Annotated in this window: 23 protein-coding genes and 1 pseudogene; 20 read left to right on the plus strand and 4 right to left on the minus strand. The window is 50.4% G+C overall.

The annotated features are described in order from the left end of the window. The first annotated feature begins 250 nt into the window (after positions 1–250). The 6 genes from AC5JO6_RS15795 to AC5JO6_RS15820 all read left to right on the plus strand — a co-directional run bounded on the left by AC5JO6_RS15795 (position 251) and on the right by AC5JO6_RS15820 (position 9,606). Positions 251–970 (plus strand): hypothetical protein, encoded by a 720-nt coding sequence (locus AC5JO6_RS15795; protein ID WP_496082023.1) that lies wholly within the window; start codon positions 251–253, stop codon positions 968–970. 21 nt (positions 971–991) lie between these two features. Then, a complete protein-coding gene (locus AC5JO6_RS15800) occupies positions 992–1,162 on the plus strand; it encodes a hypothetical protein (protein WP_496082024.1) in 171 nt (56 codons plus the stop codon). A gap of 139 nt (positions 1,163–1,301) precedes the next feature. After that, positions 1,302–3,968, plus strand: coding sequence for a PD-(D/E)XK nuclease family protein (locus AC5JO6_RS15805; RefSeq protein ID WP_496082025.1), 2,667 nt, complete (start codon positions 1,302–1,304; stop codon positions 3,966–3,968). After that, positions 3,955–7,137: a UvrD-helicase domain-containing protein gene (locus tag AC5JO6_RS15810; protein WP_496082026.1), complete on the plus strand. Its 3,183-nt coding sequence runs from the start codon at positions 3,955–3,957 to the stop codon at positions 7,135–7,137. Before AC5JO6_RS15805 ends, AC5JO6_RS15810 begins: the two co-directional genes overlap by 14 nt. Before the next feature lie 102 nt (positions 7,138–7,239). Further along, positions 7,240–8,280: a DUF6361 family protein gene (locus tag AC5JO6_RS15815; protein WP_496082027.1), complete on the plus strand. Its 1,041-nt coding sequence runs from the start codon at positions 7,240–7,242 to the stop codon at positions 8,278–8,280. 828 nt (positions 8,281–9,108) lie between these two features. Continuing rightward, positions 9,109–9,606 (plus strand): hypothetical protein, encoded by a 498-nt coding sequence (locus AC5JO6_RS15820; RefSeq protein ID WP_496082028.1) that lies wholly within the window; start codon positions 9,109–9,111, stop codon positions 9,604–9,606. A gap of 1,055 nt (positions 9,607–10,661) precedes the next feature. Here AC5JO6_RS15820 and metX read toward each other — a convergent pair. Together metX and AC5JO6_RS15830 are read right to left on the minus strand one after the other, a co-directional pair. Then, positions 10,662–11,765: a homoserine O-acetyltransferase MetX gene (gene metX / locus AC5JO6_RS15825; protein WP_496082029.1), complete on the minus strand. Its 1,104-nt coding sequence runs from the start codon at positions 11,763–11,765 to the stop codon at positions 10,662–10,664. Further along, the gene (locus AC5JO6_RS15830; protein WP_496082030.1) at positions 11,762–13,060 is read right to left on the minus strand and encodes an O-acetylhomoserine aminocarboxypropyltransferase/cysteine synthase family protein; all 1,299 of its coding nucleotides are present in this window, start codon (positions 13,058–13,060) and stop codon (positions 11,762–11,764) included. Before AC5JO6_RS15830 ends, metX begins: the two co-directional genes overlap by 4 nt. Positions 13,061–13,644: 584 nt before the next feature. On the opposite strand from AC5JO6_RS15830, the pseudogene AC5JO6_RS15835 reads away from it, so the two are divergent. Continuing rightward, a pseudogene (locus tag AC5JO6_RS15835) lies at positions 13,645–13,740 on the plus strand (alpha/beta fold hydrolase); the annotation flags it as partial. A gap of 3 nt (positions 13,741–13,743) precedes the next feature. Here AC5JO6_RS15835 and AC5JO6_RS15840 read toward each other — a convergent pair. Then, the gene (locus tag AC5JO6_RS15840) at positions 13,744–14,370 is read right to left on the minus strand and encodes a histidine phosphatase family protein (protein WP_496082031.1); all 627 of its coding nucleotides are present in this window, start codon (positions 14,368–14,370) and stop codon (positions 13,744–13,746) included. A gap of 65 nt (positions 14,371–14,435) precedes the next feature. On the opposite strand from AC5JO6_RS15840, the gene AC5JO6_RS15845 reads away from it, so the two are divergent. The 7 genes from AC5JO6_RS15845 to AC5JO6_RS15875 all read left to right on the plus strand — a co-directional run bounded on the left by AC5JO6_RS15845 (position 14,436) and on the right by AC5JO6_RS15875 (position 17,113). Beyond that, positions 14,436–14,561: a hypothetical protein gene (locus AC5JO6_RS15845; protein WP_496082059.1), complete on the plus strand. Its 126-nt coding sequence runs from the start codon at positions 14,436–14,438 to the stop codon at positions 14,559–14,561. Next, positions 14,506–15,069, plus strand: a complete 564-nt coding sequence (locus AC5JO6_RS15850) for a hypothetical protein (RefSeq protein WP_496082032.1) — start codon at positions 14,506–14,508, stop codon at positions 15,067–15,069. The genes AC5JO6_RS15845 and AC5JO6_RS15850 overlap by 56 nt, the downstream gene beginning before the upstream one ends. 62 nt (positions 15,070–15,131) lie before the next feature. Next, on the plus strand, positions 15,132–15,350 hold the full coding sequence (locus AC5JO6_RS15855) for a DUF4351 domain-containing protein (RefSeq protein WP_496082033.1): 219 nt from the start codon (positions 15,132–15,134) through the stop codon (positions 15,348–15,350). A 45-nt stretch (positions 15,351–15,395) separates the two neighbouring features. Beyond that, positions 15,396–15,677 (plus strand): DUF4258 domain-containing protein, encoded by a 282-nt coding sequence (locus tag AC5JO6_RS15860; protein WP_496082034.1) that lies wholly within the window; start codon positions 15,396–15,398, stop codon positions 15,675–15,677. Beyond that, positions 15,671–15,919, plus strand: coding sequence for a type II toxin-antitoxin system MqsA family antitoxin (locus AC5JO6_RS15865; protein WP_496082035.1), 249 nt, complete (start codon positions 15,671–15,673; stop codon positions 15,917–15,919). The genes AC5JO6_RS15860 and AC5JO6_RS15865 overlap by 7 nt, the downstream gene beginning before the upstream one ends. After that, entirely contained in the window at positions 15,916–16,038 is a 123-nt protein-coding gene (locus AC5JO6_RS15870; RefSeq protein WP_496082036.1) for a hypothetical protein, read from the plus strand. Before AC5JO6_RS15865 ends, AC5JO6_RS15870 begins: the two co-directional genes overlap by 4 nt. A gap of 424 nt (positions 16,039–16,462) precedes the next feature. Further along, the gene (locus AC5JO6_RS15875; RefSeq protein ID WP_496082037.1) at positions 16,463–17,113 is read left to right on the plus strand and encodes a Uma2 family endonuclease; all 651 of its coding nucleotides are present in this window, start codon (positions 16,463–16,465) and stop codon (positions 17,111–17,113) included. Here AC5JO6_RS15875 and AC5JO6_RS15880 read toward each other — a convergent pair. Further along, positions 17,082–17,666, minus strand: a complete 585-nt coding sequence (locus tag AC5JO6_RS15880) for a Uma2 family endonuclease (protein ID WP_496082038.1) — start codon at positions 17,664–17,666, stop codon at positions 17,082–17,084. The two genes, AC5JO6_RS15875 and AC5JO6_RS15880, sit on opposite strands and share 32 nt — an antisense overlap. A 281-nt stretch (positions 17,667–17,947) precedes the next feature. Between AC5JO6_RS15880 and speB the strand changes: the two genes are divergently transcribed. The 6 genes from speB to AC5JO6_RS15910 all read left to right on the plus strand — a co-directional run bounded on the left by speB (position 17,948) and on the right by AC5JO6_RS15910 (position 25,631). Then, positions 17,948–18,868 (plus strand): agmatinase, encoded by a 921-nt coding sequence (gene speB, locus AC5JO6_RS15885; protein ID WP_496082057.1) that lies wholly within the window; start codon positions 17,948–17,950, stop codon positions 18,866–18,868. A gap of 260 nt (positions 18,869–19,128) precedes the next feature. Beyond that, a complete protein-coding gene (locus AC5JO6_RS15890) occupies positions 19,129–19,674 on the plus strand; it encodes a thioredoxin family protein (RefSeq protein WP_496082039.1) in 546 nt (181 codons plus the stop codon). Between the two features lie 159 nt (positions 19,675–19,833). Then, on the plus strand, positions 19,834–21,255 hold the full coding sequence (locus AC5JO6_RS15895; RefSeq protein ID WP_496082040.1) for a protein adenylyltransferase SelO: 1,422 nt from the start codon (positions 19,834–19,836) through the stop codon (positions 21,253–21,255). Further along, positions 21,252–21,827 carry a ribosomal protein S5-alanine N-acetyltransferase gene (gene rimJ / locus AC5JO6_RS15900; RefSeq protein ID WP_496082041.1) on the plus strand — a complete coding sequence of 192 codons (576 nt, stop codon included), beginning with the start codon at positions 21,252–21,254 and terminating at the stop codon, positions 21,825–21,827. Before AC5JO6_RS15895 ends, rimJ begins: the two co-directional genes overlap by 4 nt. Before the next feature lie 587 nt (positions 21,828–22,414). After that, positions 22,415–24,787 carry a ribonuclease R family protein gene (locus AC5JO6_RS15905; protein ID WP_496082042.1) on the plus strand — a complete coding sequence of 791 codons (2,373 nt, stop codon included), beginning with the start codon at positions 22,415–22,417 and terminating at the stop codon, positions 24,785–24,787. A 211-nt stretch (positions 24,788–24,998) separates the two neighbouring features. Next, positions 24,999–25,631, plus strand: a complete 633-nt coding sequence (locus tag AC5JO6_RS15910) for a flavin prenyltransferase UbiX (protein ID WP_496082043.1) — start codon at positions 24,999–25,001, stop codon at positions 25,629–25,631. Positions 25,632–25,695: the final 64 nt, after the last annotated feature.

Here is a 25,695-nt window from a genome sequence, read left to right on the forward strand (position 1 = left end):
TGTTTCAGCCTATTGTGCTACGCTGCCTAATTGGATAAAGTCGAGCTAAGAGGCTATTTGAAAAGGTATGGTCTGTAAGCTTAAGCACTCAGCGATCCCCCCTGTCACCCTTAAAAAGGGGAAAATACGTCTGTAGTCCCCCTTTTTTCTGTCAGCGGCGCAAAGCGCGGGGATTGAGGGGCATCTAGCTTTTTGCTACTAACAGGAGGACTTTTAAAACATCCTCTTAGACAATCCGGACAGGATTGTCTTGGATTGCCTTGATGAGGCTCAGATTGGCTTTGCCCGCAACTCAAATGAAGATACAGCCTTCCTGGAAGTCCTCTCTCGGTTGGTGCGTCGTAGCAACAAAGAGCGAGAACGGCTTCGCACTCAAGTTAAAAGCATCATGCTAGAGATGTCAGCGGCGATCACGACCGAAGGAACGCGGCTTGCCACAGCCGTTGGTGACGCAAACTTTGAGGATCTGCATAAACAGTCCGAAATCAATGTTCGTAAGCATTACGAGAAGGCTGGCGAAGCTCTAGAGCAAACGATTGAGCAAGCCATTCAGTCGATTCAGCTTGAAGTTGAAGCTGAACTGCAAAGCAATCTGACTCAGGCTTTTGTGGCTCAACTCAACTTCAACGGTTCAGTCTCAGCGCAAAACCTCAAGGTCAATCTGAAACAACAGCAGGTACAAGGGCAAGTTGAGTGGCTGCAACAGATTGGTGGTCAAGTAGGCGCAAAAATTACGCAAGCAGCAACCAGAGAATTTGCCACTACAACTGGTCAAGGCTTTCTCCATTCCATGGATGTTGCAGGCAGTGACCTTCATCAAGGTGTGCTTGGACTCGGGAAGGCGATCGGCTTCAAATTCAAACCCTGTCAAGCAGTAGGCATTGCTAAGAATATCGGCAATGCTGCGATGGTTCTGGGACCTGCCCTAGTCGTTATATCCGTAGGGATGGATCTACACACGATGCATTAAGAACGAGAGTACGAGAAGCAAATGGCAGATGTTCGTCGTGATATTACCAGTCAGTTCAAGGCGATCGCCATCGACCTCGAACAGCAAATGGAGAACCAACTGTGGCAATTTGAAAATCAGGTCTATGGGCAGCTTGAGAAGAATATCGCCGAGGCACGGCAGCAAACTGAGTCAGATCTTCTTCAAATGTAGGCTTTTCATGAACTTGATGGATTTTCGGTAGGAATACCGATCATGATCCGGTTTCGCCCAGTTAGAACTCTAGAAAGGCTGGGAATACTTGGCTACAGAGCAAGATTTTTCACAAACTGCACAGTCACTAGAGTCACTAATGAGCCGTTTAATCTACTTAGAGGCTCAGCCGTATTTCCGTGCGAAGGAAGTGGCTGATCAAAATCAGCTTGCTGTAACTACTCCTACCAAAACTACAGCAAGGGCTTTGGGCAAACAGAAGCGATCGCTGCAAGATTTTGCCATGCAGCAATTACCCAAGGGGACAACGATCGCGTCTCCCCTGGAGGCACAGAGAGCCTTGCGCGAAGCAATCCATCAAACGGTTCAGCCTCATGACGTTGAAGGGACAGCACGAGCGTGGATGCCAACGGTTCAAGCCTTGCTGCGATCGTCGCCCTCATTCAATATCGCGCTAGACAGTTGTACAGAACGGGCAACGCAACTATTGCAAGTGACGCAGCGGTATGTGGATATCCTGCGACAGCAGAACCAGTTTGACACAGCAGAAGTCTTGTGGAGGGCTGTCGAGCAACAGCCGGAGCCTCACCCAGCCCTCATTTACGGTTACTTCCAACCGCGATTGGACGAGTTGACGTTGATTGATGCGATCGCCGCTGATGGTAGCATCGTTGTCTTGCCAATTGGGACTGGAGAGCTTTTTCGTGAAAGTCGCGTTGCAGTCGAATGGCTACAACAGAAAAGCTGGACGATTCATGCATTTGAAGCATCACTTCAGACAATTGGTGAAAAGCTAGGGCAACAATTTCTTGCACCCGTTGAGGCGATCGCAAAACCTTCAACTTATGCTTACAGCAACGTTGAGGCGGAAGTCCGAGGCACCCTAGCTCAAGTCAAGCAATTGTTGCATGAGGGGGTTTCTGCCCGCGATATTACCATCATTGCCAGAGATGAAATTTCCTACGGTCCTCAACTGCTGGAGATTGCCTGGGAGTGTGGTATTCCACTACGAGCGCTGTATGCCACACCCTTGAACACAACGCGCTTCGGAGCGTGGATCGACCTGTTGCTAGAGGCGATCGAACAGCAATTTCCTTTTGAGGCAACCGCAAAACTCCTCCGCCATCCGCTGTATACAAACCCAGATGCTGAATTTTGGAGCGCGGTGCGGTGTCTCCATCCGACTGGGTTTACGGCATGGCAAGAGGTTTGCCAAAGCGTTTTGAACTTTGACCTATCAGTGCTGAAGGTGGGGCATCGGGCACGTCGGGATTTCTGGGTTGAACGCCTTCAAACCATTCTCAAGACGTTTGATTTACGACGACGTTGCTCCCGTTGGGCACGAGAAAGTTTGGCGTTCAATGCATTGAATCAAGCGTTGGTGAATCTAGCCAAACCAGAGGAAGAAATACTAACCTGGAGTGCCTTTGCCCAAGAGATGCGAGAGGTGCTGGCGATCGTAGGCGTGCCTGCCCAACCCGGTCGCGGTGGCGTAGAGCTGCATAGTCCAAGCTCTATCATCGGAGCACGCTATCCCTATTTGTTTGTCCTTGGCATGGCAGAGGAGACTTTACCTGCGCCAGTGCGTAACGATTGCGTCCTGGACTTTCACGAGCGCAAGGCACTTCGACACATTGGCATTCCACTTGAATTGGCTTCTGAGGCAGCTCGTCAAGAAGCACTGCTTTTCTATTACCTGCTGCAAACTATAACCGAAGCCGTTGTCTTTTCGTATGCAAGCTTAAACGGTCGTCAGGAGCAATTACCCAGTCCATATCTCGCTCAATTGGGGCTGAAGGCGATCGCGCCGCCTGAAATGCCGATCGCCAGTTTGGAGGCATTGCAAAAGCTTTCCTTACGTAGGGCAACTCATCCTGAGGATGTTGTCCTGCAAAACGCGATTCACGCTTGGACTGTGGAATGTCGTCGCGAAAGTAGTGCAACACAGGATGAGTATGACGGTGTCACTGGAATGCCCATTGATTATCGCGATCGTATCTTTAGCGTTTCTCAATTAACCAAGCTAGGACTTTGTCCCTTTCAATGGTTTGCCGATAAAGTGCTGAAACTGGGCGAACCCGAAGAAAGCGAGGATGATCTCAGCCCCAGTCGTCGAGGTAATTTGTATCACAAAGTGCTGGAACTGGTCTTTAAGGAACTACAGACTAACCCACAACAATCGTTGCAAGATCCAGCACTGTTGGAAGCGCAATTTCAAAGCGTTGAGCAAGCCATGAAGCTCACAGACTTGCCCCTTTGGGCAGTACGACGCATTGAGCATCTACAGACGTTGCAGCGAGTTCTTAACGAGCCTAACTTCTTTCCAGACGGAGCAGAAGCGATCGCGCTAGAAGCTAAATTTGAAGGGATCTGGCATGACCTGAAATTAACGGGACGGGTCGATCGTATCGATCGCACCCCCCAGGGATTGGTGCTCATTGATTACAAGACAGGCTCCTCACCCCCAAAAGGCGTTAGCGACGCGAATGGCAAAGCCTGTATTGACCTCCAACTCCCTCTTTATCAACAGGTTGCTGCCCCTGCTCTCTTTCCAGCGGCGACGGTGGCGACATCGTATTACTATTCACTCACTAAAACGAAAAAGCTATCTAAGGCGCTGCCTTCAGAGCAAGAGTTAGCAGACGTTGCCGATCGTTGTAAAGCTCACCTGAATCACGGTCATTTTCCAGTGCAGCCCGATGTGGGAGGGGTTGCCTGTCAATACTGCGCCTTTGATCTGGTTTGCCGTCAGGGAAGCCGCTTGAGCCGCAAAGCACGCAAGGAGAATACCCATGATGCTGACTAAACAGCAAGCCGCTGCCGCTTATGCAGTCCACAGTGTTGCAGTCACAGCAGGCGCGGGCACTGGCAAAACTCATATGCTGGCAGAACGGTATTTGTACCATCTGGAGTCAGGTTACTCACCGCTGACAATTGTCGCTCTAACGTTTACTGAAAAAGCAGCAACTGAGTTGCGATCGCGCATTCGTCAAACGATTGGCGATCGCTTAGCCAACCCTGATTTTGTTGCAGAGCTGGAAGCGGCTCAGATTAGTACCTTTCATGCGTTGGCAGCGCGTATTTGTCGAGAACATTCCGATGCCGCAGGGGTGCCACCCGACTTCGCCGTGCTAGACGATTTGGATGGCAAGGTTTGGCTGGCAGAAGCGTTTACAGAGGCGCTCGATCAGATTCCGCTGCACCTTTACAAGCAAGTGCCCTACTCCTCAATGCGATCGATTATGCTTGCGCTCTTGGGCGATCCATTGACGGCAACAAAGGCACTTGCGAGAAGGCGGAAGGATTGGTTGCCGATACTTCAACAAGTGAAGCAAGAAGCGCTGGAAGCGTTCGTGCATCATAAGGATTGGTTCAATACTAAGGATATCTTGCAGAGCTACGCTGCTCCTGGGGACAAGCTCAACGATGTGCGCGAGTCTACTTTAGACGCGATCGCGAGCATAGAGCAAGGACACGCTTTCGCCGAATCTTTGGAAGCGTTATGTGATTTGAAAGTGAATGTCGGAAGCCAAAAAGCATGGGGTAGCAAAGAAAAGTTAGATGCTGTCAAAGATGCCATCAAATGCATACGTGAATTGGCTCAGGAGCATCAAAAGCAAGGTCTAATGACCCTGGAACCAAATATCTGGGATGACCAAGCAGAAGCAATTTTACCCGTTCTGCGAGAGGCATTCGAACAGGTGCGATCGCAGCTCCAGCAGGCGAAGCAACGTCAGCGAGTATTGGATTTTAGTGATCTAGAAATTCATGCACTGCAAGCCTTAAACCATCAAGCAGTACGGGACTACTACGCTCAACGCTGGCAAGTCTTCTTAATCGATGAATTTCAAGATACGAATCCCATTCAAGGGGAACTTCTAGAACTGTTAACGGCGAATCAGTTGCTTACCATTGTTGGGGATGCGAAGCAATCCATCTATGGCTTCCGTCGAGCTGATGTGAAGGTCTTTGAGTCCTGGCGCGATCACATTTACAGTGCAGGCAATCCGCCCAAAGAACTGAGCCTCAGTTTTCGGACTCATCACACCTTAATGCAGAGCATCAATACCATTTTTGAGCCGATATTGAATGGATTGCATCAAAACCTGGACGCTCATCGACAGGAGGAACCCCATACCGCTCCCCATTTGCGTGTCTTGACGATTCAAGACACGCATGGTCTGCCAATCGATCAATGTCGGCAAATTGAGGCACAACAAATTGCTGACCTGATCAAACAACTGCTGGACGATCAGGTAATGGTGTATGACAAGCTGACAGGAACCTTACGCCCGATCGAATATCGTGATATTGCCATTTTGTCGCGCACGTGGAGTCCTTTAGAGCTATACGGTCAGGCATTAGAGAGCCAGGGCATTCCGATTTTTCAAGCTGGAGGTGGCAGCCTTCTGGAGACCCGTGAAGCTAAAGATGCATGGGCGCTGCTGCGCTTCCTGGCGGACCCCACTGATGATATTGCCTTCATGGCAGTGCTGCGGAGTCCCTTCTTTGCGGTGAGCGATCGTACGCTCTTTCAATTGGCTCAAACTCTACCCGACCAGGTCTCCTGGTGGAAGCACCTGAAACACCAGCCAAACGCTGGAAGCTATGCCGCGATTCAAGTACTCGAAAAACTGTTGATCGAACGGCATAGCGAAGCACCCACGCGTCTCCTACAATTAGCCGATCGCGTCACTGGCTACACGGCAGTCATCGCCAATCTCCCAAATGCTCCCCGTCGGGAAGCTGATTGGCTCGGCTTTCTGGCGTTTGTCCGAGAGTTGGAACAGGGAAGCAATGATGTATTGAGCGTTGTGCAACGGCTGAAAATTTTAGTGACGAGTGAGGTGGAAGTGCCTCGCCCAGCCCTGGAAGCAGGCAATGCCGTGCAGCTCATGACCATTCACGCCTCTAAAGGATTGGAATGGTCAGTGGTTGCGGTTGCTGATTTAACACGACGATCGCCATCAGATTCTTCGCAAGTTCGGTTTGATCCAGACCTTGGTTTAACCTTCCAGTTGGCAGATGAAGCGGGTGACAACCAAAAATCTGCCCTTTACACGCTGCTGGAATATCGCAAGCGCCAGGCGGAAAAGGAGGAGAACAAGCGGGTTCTCTATGTTGCTCTGACTCGTGCGCGCGATCACCTCATTCTCACTGCCGCAGGTAACAAAGGAGGCGGTTTAGACATACTCCACCCTGGACTACAAGGGGCTGTGTCCATTGAGGAAATTTCAATGGAACAAGATCGCCTTCACCCCGTAGATATTGAAGACCCACCTTTACCCAGCATTCCTACGCGTATTCTCACTGGCACGGTCGGATCAGGGCTTTGGGAATTGCCTGTTACCGCGCTTACCGAGTATGCTCAGTGCCCCCAACGGTTTCGCTATCGTTACGTTGACGGACATCTGGGCTACCGTGAAGCCAATGGGAATCACGGCACTGAGATTGGCACAGTCACTCATTGGGCGTTACAGCATCAGATTCAAGAGCTTCAACCACTGTCGGCAAACTTTTCACACCTGTCGATCGATATCTTGCAAGAGGCACTGATACTGGCGCAGCAATTCCATCAGCGAGAGCTGTATGCACCGTATCGGCATCCAGAAGGATTGGCAGAACATGCCATAACGCTGAAGCTGGGTCAAATTACATTCAACGGGATCATTGATTGGCTAACCCCGGAGTGTGTATTGGATTTTAAGACCGATCAGGAACCTAAGCCTCATCACCATCGCTTGCAGTTGTGGGCGTACGCCAAAGCCACTGAGCGTACGACTGCTCATATCGCGTATCTCCGCCACAGCCAAGTGCATACCTTTACTGCTCAAGACTTAACTGAACTGCAAGACGAAGCTGAGGCTGTAGCAAACGCGATCGCCAAAGGACAATATCCACCCCAACCGTCTCAAACAAGCTGTAGCAGTTGTGCTTATCTAGAAATCTGTGACCACGGTATGCGATCGGGATGAAATTTGTTGGCAAGCATATCGTCATCAATCAACTTTGACATGGCGATGAAAATTGAATTTAAGGGCACTTTCAAGCAAGATTGATTATATCTCCCCGTCAAAATGGCATCATCCTTTACTTGGCTAGATTACTCTGAGCAAGACAAGCGTAAAATGCCTGATGTCATCAGCTTGTTTAGTGAAAAGACCACTCGCGACGAACTAGGCATTGGTTCTGTACGCGATGCCTTCGCCGAGCTGTTTTTTCCAGGCACCAGCACTATCCAGACCCGTGCACGCTACTTTCTCTTCATCCCCTGGATCTATCTTGATCTGGTGAGCCGCAAAACACCCTCCAACCAGATTGCAGCCAAACTGCGACAGCGAGAAGTTGAACTCATTAACGCTCTAGCCGATTCGGGTGAAACGAAGGGAGTCATTGGCATCCAGGCACGAGCAGGCTTAAAGCGGCTTCCCAGCAATGTCTACTGGTCTGGGTTAAGAACCTGGCATATCCGCCTGTTTCAGGGCTCCCAGGAAGATTACCACAGTAATCCATACCATTTCGCCAGCCGTTCTCAGCGCAACGATGATGGCGAACCCATTGATGGCAAGATCACTTACAACTGGCATCAAGGATTGCCGCCAGCTCCACCCAACTTCCCTCACAATGTCACCTTTCGTCTCACTTCTGCTGAGGCAGAGTATTTGGCAGAACGCATTTTGACCAAGTGCTCCAATAGCCTGCTAGCGTTTCTGGTCGATCGCCGCCAAACTAACATCCCTGCCGCTTTTGCGTGGGAACATCCTCTGTTTGATCAATTTCCTCCTCACATCCAAGAGCAGTTGCAGCACGCCCGTAACTTTTCTGAAGTCGTCCAGGGAGCGGCTTTACTCTACAACCTGATGTTGGCATCACCGTCTTTTGTCAAACGGGCAAAATTGCCATTCCTAAAAATCACAGCTTGCTCTACAGCTACTTGGAAGGTTCTGTGGTTGAAGTCAATGCTCCCCGTTCAGGCGGTATTTTCCATCCTAAAGTCTGGGTACTGCGCTTCACAGCCCCTAATCAACCGATTCTGTATCGCTGCCTCTGCCTCAGCCGCAACCTCACCTTCGATCGCTCCTGGGATACCATGCTGGTGTTGGATGGTCAGCTTATAAAGAACAGCAAGGAAGTCGCAGCGAACCGTCCCCTCAGTGATTTCGTTGCTTCCCTGCCTCGATTAGCTCGTAATCCATCGCTTGTGGAACGGGTACAAACGCAGGTCGATCTCATTGCGACAGAATTGCAGCGCGTACAGTTTGAACTGCCTGCTGGCTTTGAGCAACTGCTCTTCCACCCGTTAGGACTACAGGGAAATTCCAAGTCACCTATTGCTGGGCAAATCGATCGCCTACTAGTTGTCTCTCCTTTCGTCAGCGAGAAGCGCTTACATCAACTGAGTCAACAAGGGAAGCGTAATATTCTGATCGCTCGCCCTGAAGCACTCGAACAAATCCCCTTAACGACGTTAGGCACTTTTGCCCAGTGTTATCAAATTAGCCCTGCTGCCAATCCTGAGGATGCTGATGCAACGCCTAGCACTTCTACTCAGGCTCCTTTAGTGGGTCTTCATGCCAAACTCTACGTTGCAGAAGCAGGACCAACCGTCCGCATCTGGACTGGTTCCGCCAACGCAACGGATGCAGCTTTCGAGCGCAACGTGGAATTTCTGGTGGAACTGGTTGGAAGTAAGCAGCAGTTCGGCATTGATACTCTCCTAGCGCTGCATGATCACGAAGTCTCGTTCAGAAGCTTGCTAGAACCGTTTATCCCACCGTCTGAACCGATCCTGATTGACGACTCGCTGCAAGACCTGGCTCAAGCCGCAGAGGTTAAGCTGCTGAAATTTTCTCTGACCGCTCATGTTTTGCTAATCGAAGCCTCTGACCTGTATTGCCTACAACTGCAATTTGAAGGGAACGGTTCACTAGATTTCGCGCCCGATCTTGCGGTGCGTTTCAGTTGGACAAGAAGGGCTTGACTTTCACCCCTACTGCCATGCGATCGTTCACTGGAACTTACCCTCCAACCCTGTTGATCTCGAACAGCGTGAGGGGCGAATCCATCGGTATAAAGGACACGCCGTCCGCAAAAATTTGGCGCTCAAATATGGTCTGGGTGAAATTGCTAGTGCTGATGGTGATCCCTGGGAAAGTCTGTTTGCCGCAGGTAAGCGCGATCGCCCACAAGAGTCTTCAGACCTCATACCGTTCTGGCTTTACCCCTTGGTAGACGGTGCCCAAATTGAGCGCTACGTTCCCAACTTACCCCTGAGTCGTGATTCTGAGCGCTTGGTGGTTCTACGCCGATCGCTGGCAGTTTACCGGATGGTCTTCGGGCAAAGCCGTCAGGAAGATCTGCTTGCTTATCTGCTCGATCGTCTGCCTGTAGCCGAAGCAGAACAAGTTATGCGCAACCTCCAAATCAACTTAGAGCCACTTTAGGCTAGAAAGTAATCTACTTGACATTAAACAATTAAATTAGCTACATGAGCCAGTGAAACTATTAGTCCTAGAAAACCGACACTTAATTTGCGAAGCAAGTTGTTTCAGAGAAACGACAGTTAATTAGCGAAGCTGACTTTGCGACGCATAATATGCGAATCTGCTTGAATGTCGCTTTTTTGTACAAATAGCCTGAACAACCTGGTAAACAGTTGTTTAAGTCCGTTTGTACCCAGCTAAAACGATTTATGAAATGCGACGTTTAATGTGCGAACGTACAAGTGCTTTTGTCCATTAAAGAGCTATTTGTCAGTTTTAATTAGCTACTGCCAGGAAATTTTCTTCTCCACCGCATTTTCAGGGTTTCAACCAATACCCTCCAATTCTGGTCGGGTTCAATCCTACAAAACTAAGTTTAATTAGATCTCGCAGAAAAACATTAATGAGCATAGCCCTAATGCTGTAAAGCCACGCTCCTATGGCATAAGTTATGCGAACTTGCGATCAACGTTGGTGCGATCGCAGCGCTCCTTTCTATCCACTTTTATTTTTCAAATACTTAATGACACCCCAACTCTCTTAGCCAAATTTAATAATTTTGCTTCTCTTTATCATTAACGGCTAGAAGGGCGGCAGCACTCCCCGCACGCTCAAGCCCTTCTCTAGATTGGACTTCTCAGATGGTTGCAAAAGTCTTAAAGTGATTCAAAATCAACGTCTTAATTTCAGGTAGGGAACCCACCTTATTTGACTTGAAGCCTCTGTAAGCTTTTGTTGTGAAGAGTTTTAAGATTACGGTAAACTCACCCATTTCCTCCACTCAAAGGTTCCTTCAAACATGATGAGAAGGGGAATACGCTGCAACCGGAAAATGGTCGATGGTCGTTAGAGTGACCAATGAGGGGTATTGCGGTTTCTAATTCAGTGAAGTACAGTCGCAAAGAGGCAGAGGGCAGAAGTGAAAGAGAACGGCGGCTTTCCTCCTGCCTTCTGCCTTGAAACCTCAGCCCTTGTACTGCACTCTCATGAGAACCGCTATACCTAGCTCTAAGGCATCAAGCAGAACAGACAGAGGTTGGCTCAAAGGCACCGTTGCCTGCTTGAATCTGATGCCGAAAGGTGATGATGAGCTGGTTCAAAGCTTCCATGTCAATCAAAAAGGCATCGTGACCATGAGTGGAATGGAGCCAGGCGAACTGGGCGTTGGGAAGATGGGTTGCCAAGGTTTGCTGTTCGACGGGTGGATAGAGTACATCAGAGTCGATCGCTACCACTAACGCAGGCTGCTGAATTTGACTCAAAACCGCTGTATATTCACCTCGATCGCGAGCGACATCATGGGTATCCATCGCGTGGGTCAACGCGATGTAAGTATTGGCATCAAAGCGTTCCACCAGCTTTTGCCCCTGATAATGCAGGTAGTCAACCATCTCATAGGGGCGATCGGATGTGTGCTCCTGCTGTTGACGGCTAAACTTCGCCTCAAAGCTTGCCCACGAACGGTAGGTCAGCATTGCCATCATGCGTGCTGCCGCCAATCCAGCACTGGGGGACTGCTCTGGTAAATAATGTCCCCCTTGCCAGTTGGGATCGGCATAGATTGCTTGCCGCTGTGCTTCGCTGATGCCAATGCACCAGGCAGAATGCTTACCAGAAACGGCAATGAGCGCGATCGCCCCTACCCAATCGGGGTATAGCAACGCCCATTCGAGTGCCTGCATCCCACCCATTGAGCCACCCATGACCAGCTTGATCCGATCGACAGACAGCGCTTGCAGCAAAACCGCTTGTAAGTGCACCATGTCACGGATAGTAATCGATGGGAAGTCGGCACTGTAAGGCTTTTCGTTGCTAGGGTTGAGGCTCGTTGGTCCAGTTGTGCCGTAGCAACTGCCCAAGACATTAGGGCATAGAATGAAATCGGTTTCTGGATCAAAGGTTTGACCAGAGCCAAAGAGCGGTGCCCACCAATCATCGGCATCTGCCCATCCGGTGAGAGCGTGACAAACCACAATGGCATTATCTCGCTTGGCATTCAACTGTCCCCACGTGCGGTAAGCAATTTGCACACCCTCCAGTACCATGCCCGACTCTAAGTAAAATGGCTCTGTGAGAGTGTGGTAGTGGGTTTGAGGTGAGACGAATTGGCGATCGCTCATACGTGTTGAAACGCCTGCTCAAAGTCGGCTTTGATGTCGTCAATATGTTCAATGCCCACCGATACTCGCACCAAATCAGGTGTGACACCTGCTGAAACCTGTTCAATATCGTTCAACTGCTGATGCGTGGTGGAAGCCGGATGAATGACCAGCGTTTTGGCATCACCTACATTCGCTAGATGGCTGGCAAGTTTAACGTGGTCAATAAATGCCTTGCCAGCGTTCAATCCACCCTTGATGCCAAAATTCAACACACCACCAAAGCCATGCTGCAAGTATTTTTTGGCACGTTCATGATAAGGATGATCGGGCAAACCAAGGTAGTTCACCCACTCCACCCGAGGCTGTTGCTGGAGCCACTGTGCGAGTGCTAAAGCATTATCCACATGGCGCTGAACTCGCAGGGAAAGTGTTTCCAACCCTTGCAGGAATAAAAAGGCGTTAAAGGGACTCAAGGCGGGTCCTAGGTCGCGCAGCCCTTCCACTCTGGCGCGAATGATAAAGGCAATATTGCCAAACGAACCTTGAGCACCAAAGACATCATTGAAAATCAGACCGTGATAGCCCGGTGCTGGATCGGTGAAGACCGGAAATTTACCGCTGCCCCAGTCAAACTTGCCGGAATCAACAATTACGCCACCGATCGAGGTGCCATGTCCACCAATCCATTTTGTGGCAGACTGCACCACAATATCAGCCCCATGATCAATGGGACGAGCCAGATAACCTGCTGCTCCAAAGGTATTATCCACAATCAAGGGAATGCCGTTCTCATGGGCAATGTGAGCGAGTGCAGCGAAGTCCGGTACGTTGAACTGGGGATTGCCGATCGTTTCTACAAACAGTGCTTTGGTGCGATCGTCGATCGCCTGCCGAAAAGCTTCTGCATTATCCCCATCCACAAACTTGACCTGAATGCCCAACCGGGGAAACGTCACCTTGAACTGGTTGTAGGTGCCGCCATACAGGTAGCTTGTAGACACAATATTGTCACCTGCCTGAGCAATATTAGCGATCGCCAACAGTTGTGCTGCCTGACCACTGCTCGTTGCCAGTGCCGCCACTCCACCTTCCAGTGCCGCCACCCGCTTCTCAAACACATCCGTTGTCGGATTCATAATCCGCGTGTAGATGTTCCCGAATTCTTTCAGTGCAAATAGATTGGCACCGTGCTCTGAACTATCGAACGTGAAGGATGTGGTTTGATAAATGGGCACAGCGCGGGCATTTGTACCAGGAGCAGGCTCCTGCCCAGCGTGAACTTGCAAGGTTTCAAAGCGATACTGCTCAGTCATAGGAGGTCTTTGAGTTGGCTACAAAGGAATGCGGATCTTGAGCTAAACGGTGGTTGAGTAGATAATCGACTGGCAATGCCAAACTACGGTTATTCTATCGACTTACTGTATCGTTCATAGTACCGATCTTTGCTCAGCTTTGAAAGTTATCCGTTGAAAAGTTTAGGCGGTTAGACCCGTGATAAGCTCCAAGCGCGATCGTGAAAGGTGCAATGCCTACTTATACCAATTCTACAAAATCGCCCTACAGATTCGTTCTTGCTGCTGACCGCTGACCGCTGACCGCCAGCCGAAGCTTGCCTGTGTAGCCACAGCTTAGTGAAATGGTATGAGAACGTAAAGGTGGTAAAAGTCACGGGCACACAGACACTAGAACTGATACTCAACTGCTGGCGGTGTGCTTGGTGAGCTGGTGTGTAGCGTCACACCGTCATGTACCTCCTGTCATGCGGCGATCGGACTGCAATTGGGTATTGTACATTTTCCAGGGGAGAGACAATTTATGATGCCCAATAAAATGGTGCGCTGCTGTCAAGCAAACGCACCATAGGAAAGCCATAAGAGCGGCAATCGCCCTTAGTATGATCCCGCTAGAAGACGTGGGTCACTGTCCTCAGGATGAAGCACCGGAGTTGGTGAACCCCCTTTTGCCAGACTGGATTGCGGGGCGATCGCACTAGAAACTATTGTTTGCCAGTGACACTCTGAGGCATGAGGCTGCTCCATTGCTGAGCGACAACCCGTCCGACCATTTGGTAGGAGCCACTCTTGCCAGGTTTAAAGACGATCGCTTCACCTTCTTCGGGAACAAAGCCGATCGTGGCTAGAATATTTGTGCTGTGGGAAATGAGCACTGTATTCGTGCCAGAGGATGGCGCTGCCGCCAGCAGTGGCTTCAAACCAGAGGCAGCCCTTCGCTTCCCTTCCTCATTGTCAGTCACGTAATTCAGGGCATCAGACACTTCGGGTCGCCCAAAGGCAAGCCGTCCCGTATCCATTGCCCGACAGTAAGGGCTAGAAAAAACTTTGCTCACTGGAATTTGAAGGGTATCAATACCCTGACCGATCGTCCGAGCGGCAATTCTGCCATCTTTAGACAAATTCCGCTGGGTGTTGCAATCAGCAAGATTCACACTGGCAGCATCTTTCTGCGCCTTATCGCCCGCAGCATGACGAATGAGAATCACGTAACCACCTTGGCGCAAGGCACTAACCAGGGCTTGACTCTGCAACATCCCTTCTTGAGCGATCGCCGTAGCCGACAAACAAAGCGCACCCACGAACGAGAGCATTCCGATCGATCTCTGCATAGCTTTCTCCGTAGAAAATTCACACAGAATATAGCTCATCTCTTGACGCAGTGTGTGTTTGCTGGATGACGATACCCAGCGCGATCGCGCCTCTTTCTAGTAAGCTGTGTTGCTATCAGCGTTGTCAAAAAGCACATGACAAGAGTGGCGATCGTCCTTCTCTGTCTTTACAAACGCTTTACCGTTACTAACCACAGCTTCAACGGAAGTAACCACAGCTTCACAATTACTAACCAATGCTTGAGCGGAAGTAACCAATGCTTGAGTGGAAGTAACCACAGTTTGAGCGGAAGTAACCAATGCTTGAGTGGAAGTAACCAATGCTTGAGTGGAAGTAACCAATGCTTGAGCGGAAGTAACAAACGTTTGAGCGGGAGTAGCGAGGCGAGAAACCCGGTTTCTGGCTACAACCTGGATGGTAACGATATTTTCTCGTTGAGAAACCCGGTTTCTGAGACCCCCATTCAATCCTGCTGTGTGGCTAAACGTGATGCAGAAGTCGGGGATCTAGCACTTGAGGCTCTAACACTCGTCGTCGAGTCTTTGAAGCATCAAAGTCTTGACGGAACGCGAACGGCTGTACTGACGCAGCCTTGGTCTACGGTGAGACGATCGCTGTTCATTGAGGTTGATCGCCACTACGTTGAGTCAGGGCGGAGCGATCGCGCTGTTGCTCTGAGCTTGACCATTGAACCTTAGCGCATCACGGTTGAACCTCAGGACATCAACGACTGATCCAGCAAGTGTTGCGGAGAGACCTCATGCAGGAATCGGTCATCTATCAAAGTATTCTTCAAGAAGAAGCACTCACACTGATTCGGCGGCTGCTTAACCGGAAAGTTGGTGCGCTTTCCGACGACCTTCAAGCCCAAATTCAGCCGTTATCAGTAACACAGCTAGAGGAGTTGGGCGAAGCGCTGCTCGATTTTGATGCGTTAGCAGATTTGGTGAACTGGTTGCAGACTCATCAGGTAGCGTGAGCGCGATCGCTCTTTAATGCCTGCCTGACGAAGTGAGGATGACTGTTGTTTGACCGAATCCTGGAGCAAATGCAGGACAAGATGCGTCAGCGTCAGTACGTCATGACTCTGCACGCAGAAGAAGAAATGACCGACGATGGGCTGTCTATTTATGACATTGAGGCGATCGTTGATTCGGGTATGATCCTCGAACGGCAGAAGGATCAGAACACAAAGACATGGAAATATCGGGTTCATGGCAGAACCCTTGAGGGCGGTGCGGCTGAAGTCATTGCTAGACTGAGCTTAACGGGCAACGTTGTCATTATTACTGTGTACTTATGCTGACTGACTCAACCTGCTTCATTTGTGATGGCTGCGGGCAAAGCGGAGCCAAGATTCGCCATGTTACAAAAAGCTACGGCAAAGGTGAGAACCTCTTAGTCATTGAGAACATTCCTGTCATCAGTTGCCCCCATTGTGGTGAGAGCTATCTTACGGCTGAAACGTTACACCACATTGAGCAAATCAAATCAAACCGTCAGCAGTTAGCGGTTGAACGCCCTGTAGCCGTCGCACATTACGAGTGAAACCAATAAGTCTAGTTGCAGACGCATCAGGTAGCGTGAGGGCGATCGCGCAAATGCGATCGCTTCCTGACAAACCATCTACCCTTACCGTTACTCACAAAACCTGTAGGGAACTCTAGGGAAAGAAAACACCATTTACTTCCTTAAATCATCATGTCCACTCAACCTGAGCAAAAGCCTTCTAGTCAAGGAGAAACTCCTGATAAGCAACAAGCCCAGCAAGGATGTATAGGTTGCTTAGGTTTCATTTTCATAGGTTGGGTGCTGCTGTCAGTTCTAGGGCAATGTTCTCACAGTCCTACTACCAACACAACAAGCTCAGAAAGCTCTAGAAGCTCAAAGTGCCAACCAGGAGGAGATTGTTTATCTCCTCAGCAGGTGCAACAAGCAATATGCCAACAAGCAACAGATCCATCTAAACCGTACTATGACGATTGTAAGAAAAGAGGCTATTAATTTTCCTTGTGTGCCCATCCTACTCCGACCATGACACACTTTCTTCTGCCCTAAACTAGAGTTAAGCCATGCCATTTATCTCAGCCTATGACCGCCACGCTGATTCAGAGTTCTGATCGGGTTTTGCTTCGGAATATTAGTTGGCAGACGTACCAATCGTTGCTGAAGGATTTTGAGCAGCAGCCAGGAATGCGTCTGACTTACGATCGCGGCTTGTTGGAGATCATGATGCCGTTAGCGCCGCATGAAACGTATAAAAAGCTCTTGGGGCGGTTTATTGAGGCGTTGACCGAAGAATTAGAGATCGAAATTCGTAGCCTGGGTTCTTTGACGTGCGATCGCGAAGACTTAGCAAGAGGGTTAGAGCCTGACCAGTGCTACTACATTCAAAACGAGGCGGCGGTTCGTAATCGCGATCGTATTGATTTGACGCAAGATCCGCCACCTGATCTTGCCATTGAAGTTGACATTACTAGCAGTTCCATTGATCAACTCGCCATCTATGCTGCGCTGGGTGTTCCTGAAGTGTGGCGCTACGATGGTCAAACGTTAACCATCTATCACCTGGTAGCGGGAGTCTATGAGAGCCGCGATCGCAGCCTCAGTCTACCTCAACTCACTGCCGCTGAAGTCGTGCGGTTTCTAGAATTGAGCCACACTATGGGTGAAACGAGCTTGGTGCGCCAGTTCCGCCAGTGGGTGAGCACTATTTCCCTGCCTTTAGAACCTGATCTGTGATGAAAGGCAATGCTCCAAACATTACAGAATGGATGCCATCATTGCCACGAAACACTCCATGTTCGATGTAGTATCCGTTCTCCAGTTGCAAGACGGTAAACGTTTGAGTCTCCGGGTCGATCAACCAATATTCAGGGACATTGATTTCGGCATACTGACGACGCTTATCGATCGTGTCTCGTTGGCGGTTTTGCATCCCAGAGCTAATCACTTCTGCAATGAGGCGAGGCGGCGGCATTTGGCGTGTAATTGTCAATCGTCGTCGAGTCAGTTCAGGATGTTCCTCGCGAAGAATCACCAGATCGGGAATGCGGGTACGTGGTCTGCCAGCGACTTCAATTTCACAGGTTCCTGTTTTAATCAACCGGAACGAGATACCTATATTCACTAGCAGGAGGAACAAGTACGTACTAATTTCATCATTCAAGCTCGATTCGGGCATCTGTGCCACCAATTCCCCATCCACATACTCAAATCGCCCTTCTGGAAGCTCTTCGGGGTCTAATGCTAGATAATCCTCAAAACTGGCGAATTGTGGTTTTGCCTGGGTCATCGCTTACCTCTACTCTGCTATGCCATCGCGATCGCACTGCTATCCCCGCCTCTGTTTTTTATGGTACGCCAGGTAATCAATGAGCGTCACCTTTCATTCTATTTTGTCTGCTTACTTGAAGCAGACTCAGACAAGAAGCTAGAGCCTCAGTCCGATTTTTTCGCAGATTATGTGGTGTACGTAGCCTGAACGTATTGCTTCTAGCCATAATTGGCTGGTGTTCAGTAGCCGATCGCCCAAGGAATATGTCAGGATCGGGTGTTACTCAAATTAGTTCTGCCATGCTGGTGCAAACGTCTTCGCTAACATCTTCTTCGCTGCCGTTTCTGGATTCTGCTGTCGCAGCAACTTACGACAACGCTAAAGTTGTGATTCTGCCCATTCCTTACGAGGCGACCACTACCTATCGTCGCGGCTGTGAGCATGGTCCCGATGCCATTCTGGATGCATCTCAGCAGGTCGAGTATTACGACGAAGAACTCGATCGCGAACTGTGGGAGGTGGGAATTTATACGGAGGAGGCGATCGCGGATACTCGCAACGGTCAGAAAGTGTCGTCTGAAGCGATGCTCCGCGTGACACAAGAGACGGTTTACAAGCTCGCCTCAGATGGCAAATTTGTGATCTCGTTGGGCGGCGAACACAGCATCACTACAGGCATTGTCGAAGCGTATCGGCAGGCGAATCCGGGTGAGACGTTTACCGTCGTGCAGGTCGATGCTCACGGTGATTTGCGCCACGAATACGAAGGCTCCATTCACAACCACGCTTGCGTCATGCGGCGGATTGTTGATATGGGTTTGCCAACCGTGCAGGTGGGCATTCGCAGCATTTGTAAAGAAGAAGCAGATTTGATCAAAGAGAAACAGCTTGCTGTCTTCCGCGCACGGGAAATTGTCGCACAACCCGACTGGATCGATCGCGCCGTTGCCAGCATCAAAACCGAGAAGGTCTTCATCACGATCGATCTCGATGGCATCGATCCCACGCTCATTCCCGGTGTTGGCACTCCCGAACCTGGCGGACTGAACTGGTACAATCTGCTCACCTTCATCCAGCGTATCTTTGCTGCCCATCAAGTTATCGGTTGCGATGTCATGGAACTGGCTCCTATCAACGATTCTGTGGTATCAGAGTTTACGGCAGCCAAATTGGTCTATAAACTAATTGGGTATCAAGCGATCGCGCAAAACTGGAAGTAGTTTTTGGTTTTTAGTGATTGGTTTTTAGAAGGAGTTAGGAGGCGGAAGGCAGAGGGCAGGAGGCAGAAGGCAGGAGGTAACGATGTTGACTTCACAGGCTAAGCAGGAGTCAATGACGTTAGAAGAAGCCGGAAGGCAAGAAGCCAGAATTAACTCAAAATGCTCCCCTTGCCCCTCGTCTCCCCTGCCTCTTGATCTTTTCTGCTAACAACTAAAAACCAACAACGTCTCCGCCCCTCCGCTCTACCAGGATTCACTGCATGGAAAAGATGAGTACCGTGATTGGCTGCTACGCTCCAGATTTTGAGATACCGGGGATTGATGGCTCTGTGCATCATCTGGCAAAGTACCTCGAACAGTTTCGAGCGGTGGCGGTTGTGTTCATGTGCAACCACTGCCCGTATGTCCATCGGCACCTCGATCGCCTCAGGCAAATCCAGGCAGAGTTCCAGAGTCAAGGCGTGACGCTCATTGGCATCAACTCTAACGATGCCGATCGCTACCCCGACGACAGCTTCGAGAACATGAAGCGGTTTGCTGCCGACCATCAACTGAACTTCCCCTATTTGCGGGATGTGACGCAAGACGTTGCCCAAAGCTTTGGCGCTGAGAAAACGCCTCATATCTTTCTACTCAACCAGCATGGCGTGCTTTGCTACAGCGGTTCGGTCGATGATAGCCCCAACGATCCTGCTGCGGTGCGGGTGAACTATTTGCGGGATGCGATCGCCCAAATTTTGCTCAACGCCCCGATTAAGTCAACTTCTACAGAGCCTGTCGGTTGCTCTGTCAAATGGCGTTCCTAGTCGCTTGCGAGCTATAGAAGGTTCAGCGTAGTCGGAACAAAGCAGTGGATCAATGCCACATCTGGCTCAAGTATGGCTAGTTAAACGATCGCCTTCTGACAAAGCGCAGGCGATCGTGCATCAAGCATTTACAGTTTCCTACATTTCTTAACTTTCGCAATGTCTGCTAATCCCCTGCTGCTGCTCGACTACGAACCGTCCCTCGAACGTTTGGGCGACGACTACTACGACCAGGTTGAGGCGGCTGAGTTTCCAGCGCATATCCTGCGGTTTCGCAACAATGCGTTATTGCCAAGGCTAGGGCTTGATCCCAACGCTGTGAGTGATGCTGACTTTGTAGAGGCGTTTGGCAGGTTTCAAGCACCGCGTCCCCTGTTGGCGCTACGGTATCACGGGTATCAGTTTGGCGAGTACAACGCTTTTTTGGGCGACGGTCGCGGCTTTCTGTATGGTCAAGTGAGAGGCGCAGACGGCAACCTGTACGACATGGGCACCAAAGGATCAGGCACAACGCCCTACTCCAGAGGGGGCGATGGCAGACTCACGCTGAAAGGAGGGGTACGCGAAGTATTGGCAGCGGAGTCCTTGCATCGGGCTGGCGTTCTTACGTCTCGTTGTCTCAGCCTGATTGAAACCGGGGATGCGCTGTGGCGTGGCGATGAACCGTCACCCACGCGATCGTCTGTGATGGTGCGCTTTCAGCAATCCCACATTCGCTTTGGCACGTTTGAGCGGCTGCATTACCTCGATCGCAAAGACCTGATCGCCATTTTGCTCGATCATGTGATTGAAGTTTATTACCCGCAGTTGGCAGGCACGAGCGATCGCTACGCCCTGTTTTACGCTGAACTGGTGCAGCGGGTAGCCGAACTAGCCGCGCAATGGATGGCAGCAGGGTTTTGCCATGCGGTGCTCAATACAGACAATATGGCAATCACGGGCGAAAGCTTTGACTACGGTCCGTTTGCCTTTCTTCCTACCCTCGACCCCAGCTTCACGGCTGCCTATTTCGATCACTTCGGGCGCTACAGCTACGGCAGGCAACCTGTCATTTGCCGCTGGAATTTGGAAATGCTGCAACGCCCGTTAGAACGCGTCATTGAGGCATCGGCGTTAGAGTCAGGACTCGCCACCTTTGATCAACACTATGAGCGCACCTACCGGGAACAAATGCTGCACAAGTTGGGATTTGAAGCGCTAGACAATCCAGCACTTGATCATTTACTCAACCAAACCTTGCAACTGTTACGAGAAACGCAAATTGGTTACCACAGTTTCTTTGCTGAATTGGCTCAGCAGTTCGCAAGCAATTGGCGAGAAGATGTGGGCAATATTTTTAGTCAGGCAAGCGTCTCGCCCGGTGAGTTCGCCAATTTATGGAACGCCTGGAAAAGCTGCTACTTCAATCTTTTGCTGAATGTTCCAGAGGCAGGGATGGACACGATCGCCAGCCGCCTCCGCGACCACAATCCGCTTATAGTGCCGTTGCGACCAGAGATTGAAACCGTGTGGGATGCGATCGCTCAGCATGACGACTGGCAACCCTTTAATGCTTTGCTAGAGCGCCTTCGAGCGAGATGAGACATCCTTCAGAGCCACCCCAACTAGCCACAAACCGACTGTTGATCCGTCTGGCAACCAAGCGGGACGTGCATGAAATTGCACGCTACTACCGCACGAACCGAGCGTTTTTAGCCCCTTTTGAGCCAACGCGATCGGAGCACTTTTTTGTTGAAGACTTTTGGCGTGGTCAGGTGGAGCGCAATCTCATTGAGTTCAATTACAACCAATCGCTTAGACTGTTCGTCTTTGAGCAAGCAAAGCCTGAAATGATCATTGGTATTATCAATTTCACCCAATTCTTTCGTGAGCCTCTTCATGCCTGTATTTTGGGCTACAGTCTGGCAGAAAGTAAGCAAGGAAACGGCTACATGACAGAAGCGGTGGGACGATCAATTCAATACATTTTTAATGAACTGAATTTTCATCGCATCGCCGCAAACTATATGCCCCGCAATCAACGCAGTGGTAATCTACTCAAAAAGTTAGGTTTTGTAGTCGAAGGCTATGCGAGAGACTATTTATTGATCAACGGCAAATGGGAAGATCACATTTTAACGAGTCTGACGAATTTGTGCTGGCACATTGATTAATGTAAAAAGGCAGAAGGCAAAGGGCAATTGGTGCGAAAGTGCGAAATAGAGTTTTAATAGAGAAAGGAAATCGCTAAGGTTTGAGCATTCAGTCTGTAAAGGTTGCGTGATTAGCGATCGAGCGATAAAGCCAGATCCCTGACATGGACGCTACCAATGGCACTACCAAGTACTGGCACCTGTTCACTGCTCACGAGACACTGATCAGGCTTAACGTACAGCGCCGACAGCCATTTGCTGATACGCCTAAACTCTCAAGCGCTCCCCTATTCTCTGTCTGCTTGCCGCTCTTTGAGTCATTCAGAAGCGATTCTGCTTCCTACTGTTCGCTTCGAGCCAGCACTAGTTCAGACCAGCCTGATTGATCGCAGTAATGCTTTCAGCTTTGCGTGATGCCCTCAGCGATCGGGCTAAACCTGGTTGCTCAAACCGATTGAGGGCAGGCGCAAACAGGCGTTGGGTGAAGTAACGTTCACACCGGATGAAGCGTTGTCTAACCGTAGCTGCGTTGCTCAGCCTCCAAACCTGAATTTAAGGTTCTGTTCCATACCGAATACAGAATTACGTACACAAGGATCTATCGCTTCATGGAATTTTCGATCGCTGCCCTGTTGTCAAACTTCACCGATGACAAACTCGTTGCTCCCAAAGTTTTAGAAAAAAAACTGGATTGCCGAAACGACGATGATTTGCTGCGGCTTCAAATTGCGCTTGATGCGCTCGAAAAAATTGGCATCCTGACCAAAGATCGGGGACGGTATAAGCGGATTGCAGAAGAAGGAGTCGTTGAGGGCAAACTGCGCTGCTCCAGCAAGGGCTTTTGTTTTGCCATTCAAGATGTTGAAGGCGCAGAAGATATCTACATTCGTGAAAGCCAGCTCAGCAATGCATGGAATGGCGATCGCGTTCTAGTCCGGGTAACGAAGGAAGGCAGCCGTCGTCGCAGCCCCGAAGGTGAAGTTCGTCTGATTCTAGAGCGCTCCAACCCTTCAGTGCTGGCGCGGGTCAAGCAGGCAGAGGATGGGTTTCGAGCCGTACCGCTGGACGATCGCCTGCTGTTTGAAGTGCGGCTACAGCAAAACGGGGAAAACTTGAGTGAGGCGATCGACCATTTAGCGCATGTCAAGCTACTGCGCTACTCACTGGGGCAAAATCCGCCGTTGGGCAGCGTTGCTCAAATTTTAGGCACCGATACCGATGCTGCCGACATTGATATCGTCTGCTGCAAGCATTACCTCTCTCGCACCTTTAGCGATGAGGTGCAAGCTGCCGCTCAGTCACTGCCAACCAAGCTAGAGAAGACAGAGCTGAAAAATCGGCTGGATTTACGCAAACTGACCACGATGACGATCAAGGCAGACAGCAGTCAGGCAAATACCGATAGCCTGGATGATGCCCTCACCTTAGAGCAAACTCAAGACGGGCAGTGGCGCTTGGGGGTTCACATTGCGGATGTAGCGCACTATGTTGAACCAGATTCGCCCGTCGATCGTGAAGCACGTAAGCGTGGCACCTCTGTTTACCTGGGTGAACTCGTGATCCCAATGCTGCCTGATGCGATCGCCCACTCGCTTTGTGCCTTTCAGGTGGGACACGATCGTCTAGCCGTGTCTGTTCTAGTCACGCTTGATGCGGAAGGGCACGTTGTAGAGTACGAAATTCAGCCAACGGTCATTAAAGTTAACCATCAGTTGAGCTACCATCAGGCACAGGCAATTCTGGAGCGGTCAGCCGACAACGATCAGCCGACCGTAGAGATCGAAGCGCTTGAACCTGTGTTTGAGCTGTTGGATCAGCTAGCGGCACTCAGCCATGCGTTGAAAGACCAACGGCATCAGCGAGGAGCCTTTGAACTCAACCTGCCAGAAAAGCCAACATCCAGTAGCCTTGCTGACGCTGACCAGGATACAGGCAAGCTTGTCTTTACACCGAAGTTTCACTATGACGACGAAGGGATCTTGGGCGCAATGGTTGTCTCGCCCTCCGTCCCAACCTACGCCATGATTGCTGAGTTTATGCTGCTGGCAAATCAGCTTGTTGCCAACCACCTGCAAGCGTTGGGCGCTCCGAGCCTCTACCGAGTGCATCCCACGCCCGACCCAGACGACGTACAGGAGTTGATTAAACTGTCCATCAACATGGGCATTGAGCTGCATCTAGAGCAAGAAGATGTGGTGCGACCCGAAGACTACCAGCACTTTACGCAAAAGTTCGCTGAATCGGATGCTGAACGGGTCATGACCTATCTCTTACTGGAAACCCTGAAGCCTGCGTTTTACAGCACTACCCCTCGATCGCACTTCGGTCTAGCACTGGATCATGGCTATACCCATTTCACCTCACCTGTACGCCGCTATCCCGATTTGTTGGTGCAGCGGGCACTCCATGCCGTTTTTAAGGAAGGGCGCGATCGCAAGTCTAGCCGTTCTAAAGAAATGGTCAATCTGCGGCACAGCTCATCGCACGGCAACATTAGCTGGAACGTGCTGCCTCCTGAAATTCATCAGGAGCTAGAAACCTACTTTGCTTCGCAGGTCGTGCATCTGAGCGAACGCGAGAAAGTCGCGCAGGAAGCCGAACAAGATCTGGAAGGACTCAAGAAAGCCGAATTAATGCGAGAGCGCACTGGCGAAATTTTCCACGGCTTGATCACAGGCGTTCAGTCCTACGGTCTGTTCGTCGAAATCGAAGAGCTATTGGTGGAAGGCTTGGTGCATGTCAGTTCTCTCAAGGATGATTGGTACGAGTACCGATCGCGCCAGCAAACGTTGGTTGGACGCAAAAACCGCAAGCAGTATCGTCTGGGCGATCGCATCGAAGTTCAGGTGAAGAGCGTGGATTACTACCGCCAGCAAATTGACCTCCTTGCAGTGGGTGGTGGCAGCGAAGCACCAGATGACGAAGTAGGTTTAGACACGATCCAGATTGCCGAATCAGAACCAGAGTTTGAGGATGATTAAGCACAGAGAGAAGTCAGGAGTCAGGAGTCAGGAGTGGAGAAGCAGAAGCAGGGGAAGCAGGGGGGCAGAGGGAGCCGGGAAAACAGGAATTAACGAAAAGTTATTACCAACAACCAACAACCAATAACTAACAACTTCTTCAACTCAAAACTCAAAGCTCAAAACTCGAAACTTTCCCCACCTTCCTCATACCCTCATCTCCCCCTCCCCCTTGTCCTCTTCTCTCCCCCTTCCCCCCTCTCGTCCCCTTATCCTTGGCATCACCGGAGCCTCTGGGCTAATTTATGCCGTTCGTGCGCTCAAATTTCTGTTGCAGGCAGACTACACGATCGAATTAGTTGCCTCCAAGTCGGTCTACATGGTTTGGCAGGCAGAGCAAAACACTCGAATGCCACCGGAACCGATGCAGCAGGAGCAGTTCTGGCGGCAGCAGGCAGGCATAGAGACGGCTGGCAAACTAACCTGTCACCCGTGGAGTGATGTCGGAGCCACGATCGCCAGCGGTTCCTTTCGTACGCTGGGTATGCTTGTCATTCCATGCAGCATGAGCACGATCGCCAAACTTGCAGGCGGACTCAGTTCCGATTTGCTCGAACGTGCTGCCGACGTGCAGCTCAAGGAAGGACGCAAACTCGTTGTGGTGCCCCGTGAAACGCCCTTTAGCCTGATCCATCTCCGTAACCTGACAGCGCTGGCAGAAGCGGGAGCGCGCATTGTGCCTGCGATTCCTGCCTGGTATCACAACCCACAAACGATCGAAGATTTAGTTGATTTTGTCGTTGCCCGCGCCCTCGATCAGCTAGATATTGACTGCATTCCGATTAACCGCTGGCAGGGGCATTGAGGGCTTCGAGTTCTAGTGAGGAGATTGGTCAGTCATAACATTTCAGCTTGATGTAGCTCCATTT

This window comes from Tildeniella sp., assembly GCF_059505325.1.

Bases quoted from the DNA above. Each gene is read 5' to 3' on its own strand.
- AC5JO6_RS15800 (WP_496082024.1), top strand. From the start codon at position 992: ATGGCAGATGTTCGTCGTGATATTACCAGTCAGTTCAAGGCGATCGCC.
- AC5JO6_RS15805 (WP_496082025.1), top strand. From the start codon at position 1,302: ATGAGCCGTTTAATCTACTTAGAGGCTCAGCCGTATTTCCGTGCGAAG.
- AC5JO6_RS15810 (WP_496082026.1), top strand. From the start codon at position 3,955: ATGATGCTGACTAAACAGCAAGCCGCTGCCGCTTATGCAGTCCACAGT.
- AC5JO6_RS15815 (WP_496082027.1), top strand. From the start codon at position 7,240: ATGGCATCATCCTTTACTTGGCTAGATTACTCTGAGCAAGACAAGCGT.
- metX (WP_496082029.1), bottom strand. From the start codon at position 11,765: ATGAGCGATCGCCAATTCGTCTCACCTCAAACCCACTACCACACTCTC.
- AC5JO6_RS15830 (WP_496082030.1), bottom strand. From the start codon at position 13,060: ATGACTGAGCAGTATCGCTTTGAAACCTTGCAAGTTCACGCTGGGCAG.
- AC5JO6_RS15840 (WP_496082031.1), bottom strand. From the start codon at position 14,370: ATGCAGAGATCGATCGGAATGCTCTCGTTCGTGGGTGCGCTTTGTTTG.
- AC5JO6_RS15845 (WP_496082059.1), top strand. From the start codon at position 14,436: ATGACGATACCCAGCGCGATCGCGCCTCTTTCTAGTAAGCTGTGTTGC.
- AC5JO6_RS15850 (WP_496082032.1), top strand. From the start codon at position 14,506: ATGACAAGAGTGGCGATCGTCCTTCTCTGTCTTTACAAACGCTTTACC.
- AC5JO6_RS15855 (WP_496082033.1), top strand. From the start codon at position 15,132: ATGCAGGAATCGGTCATCTATCAAAGTATTCTTCAAGAAGAAGCACTC.
- AC5JO6_RS15865 (WP_496082035.1), top strand. From the start codon at position 15,671: ATGCTGACTGACTCAACCTGCTTCATTTGTGATGGCTGCGGGCAAAGC.
- AC5JO6_RS15875 (WP_496082037.1), top strand. From the start codon at position 16,463: ATGACCGCCACGCTGATTCAGAGTTCTGATCGGGTTTTGCTTCGGAAT.
- AC5JO6_RS15880 (WP_496082038.1), bottom strand. From the start codon at position 17,666: ATGACCCAGGCAAAACCACAATTCGCCAGTTTTGAGGATTATCTAGCA.
- speB (WP_496082057.1), top strand. From the start codon at position 17,948: ATGCTGGTGCAAACGTCTTCGCTAACATCTTCTTCGCTGCCGTTTCTG.
- AC5JO6_RS15890 (WP_496082039.1), top strand. From the start codon at position 19,129: ATGGAAAAGATGAGTACCGTGATTGGCTGCTACGCTCCAGATTTTGAG.
- AC5JO6_RS15895 (WP_496082040.1), top strand. From the start codon at position 19,834: ATGTCTGCTAATCCCCTGCTGCTGCTCGACTACGAACCGTCCCTCGAA.
- rimJ (WP_496082041.1), top strand. From the start codon at position 21,252: ATGAGACATCCTTCAGAGCCACCCCAACTAGCCACAAACCGACTGTTG.
- AC5JO6_RS15905 (WP_496082042.1), top strand. From the start codon at position 22,415: ATGGAATTTTCGATCGCTGCCCTGTTGTCAAACTTCACCGATGACAAA.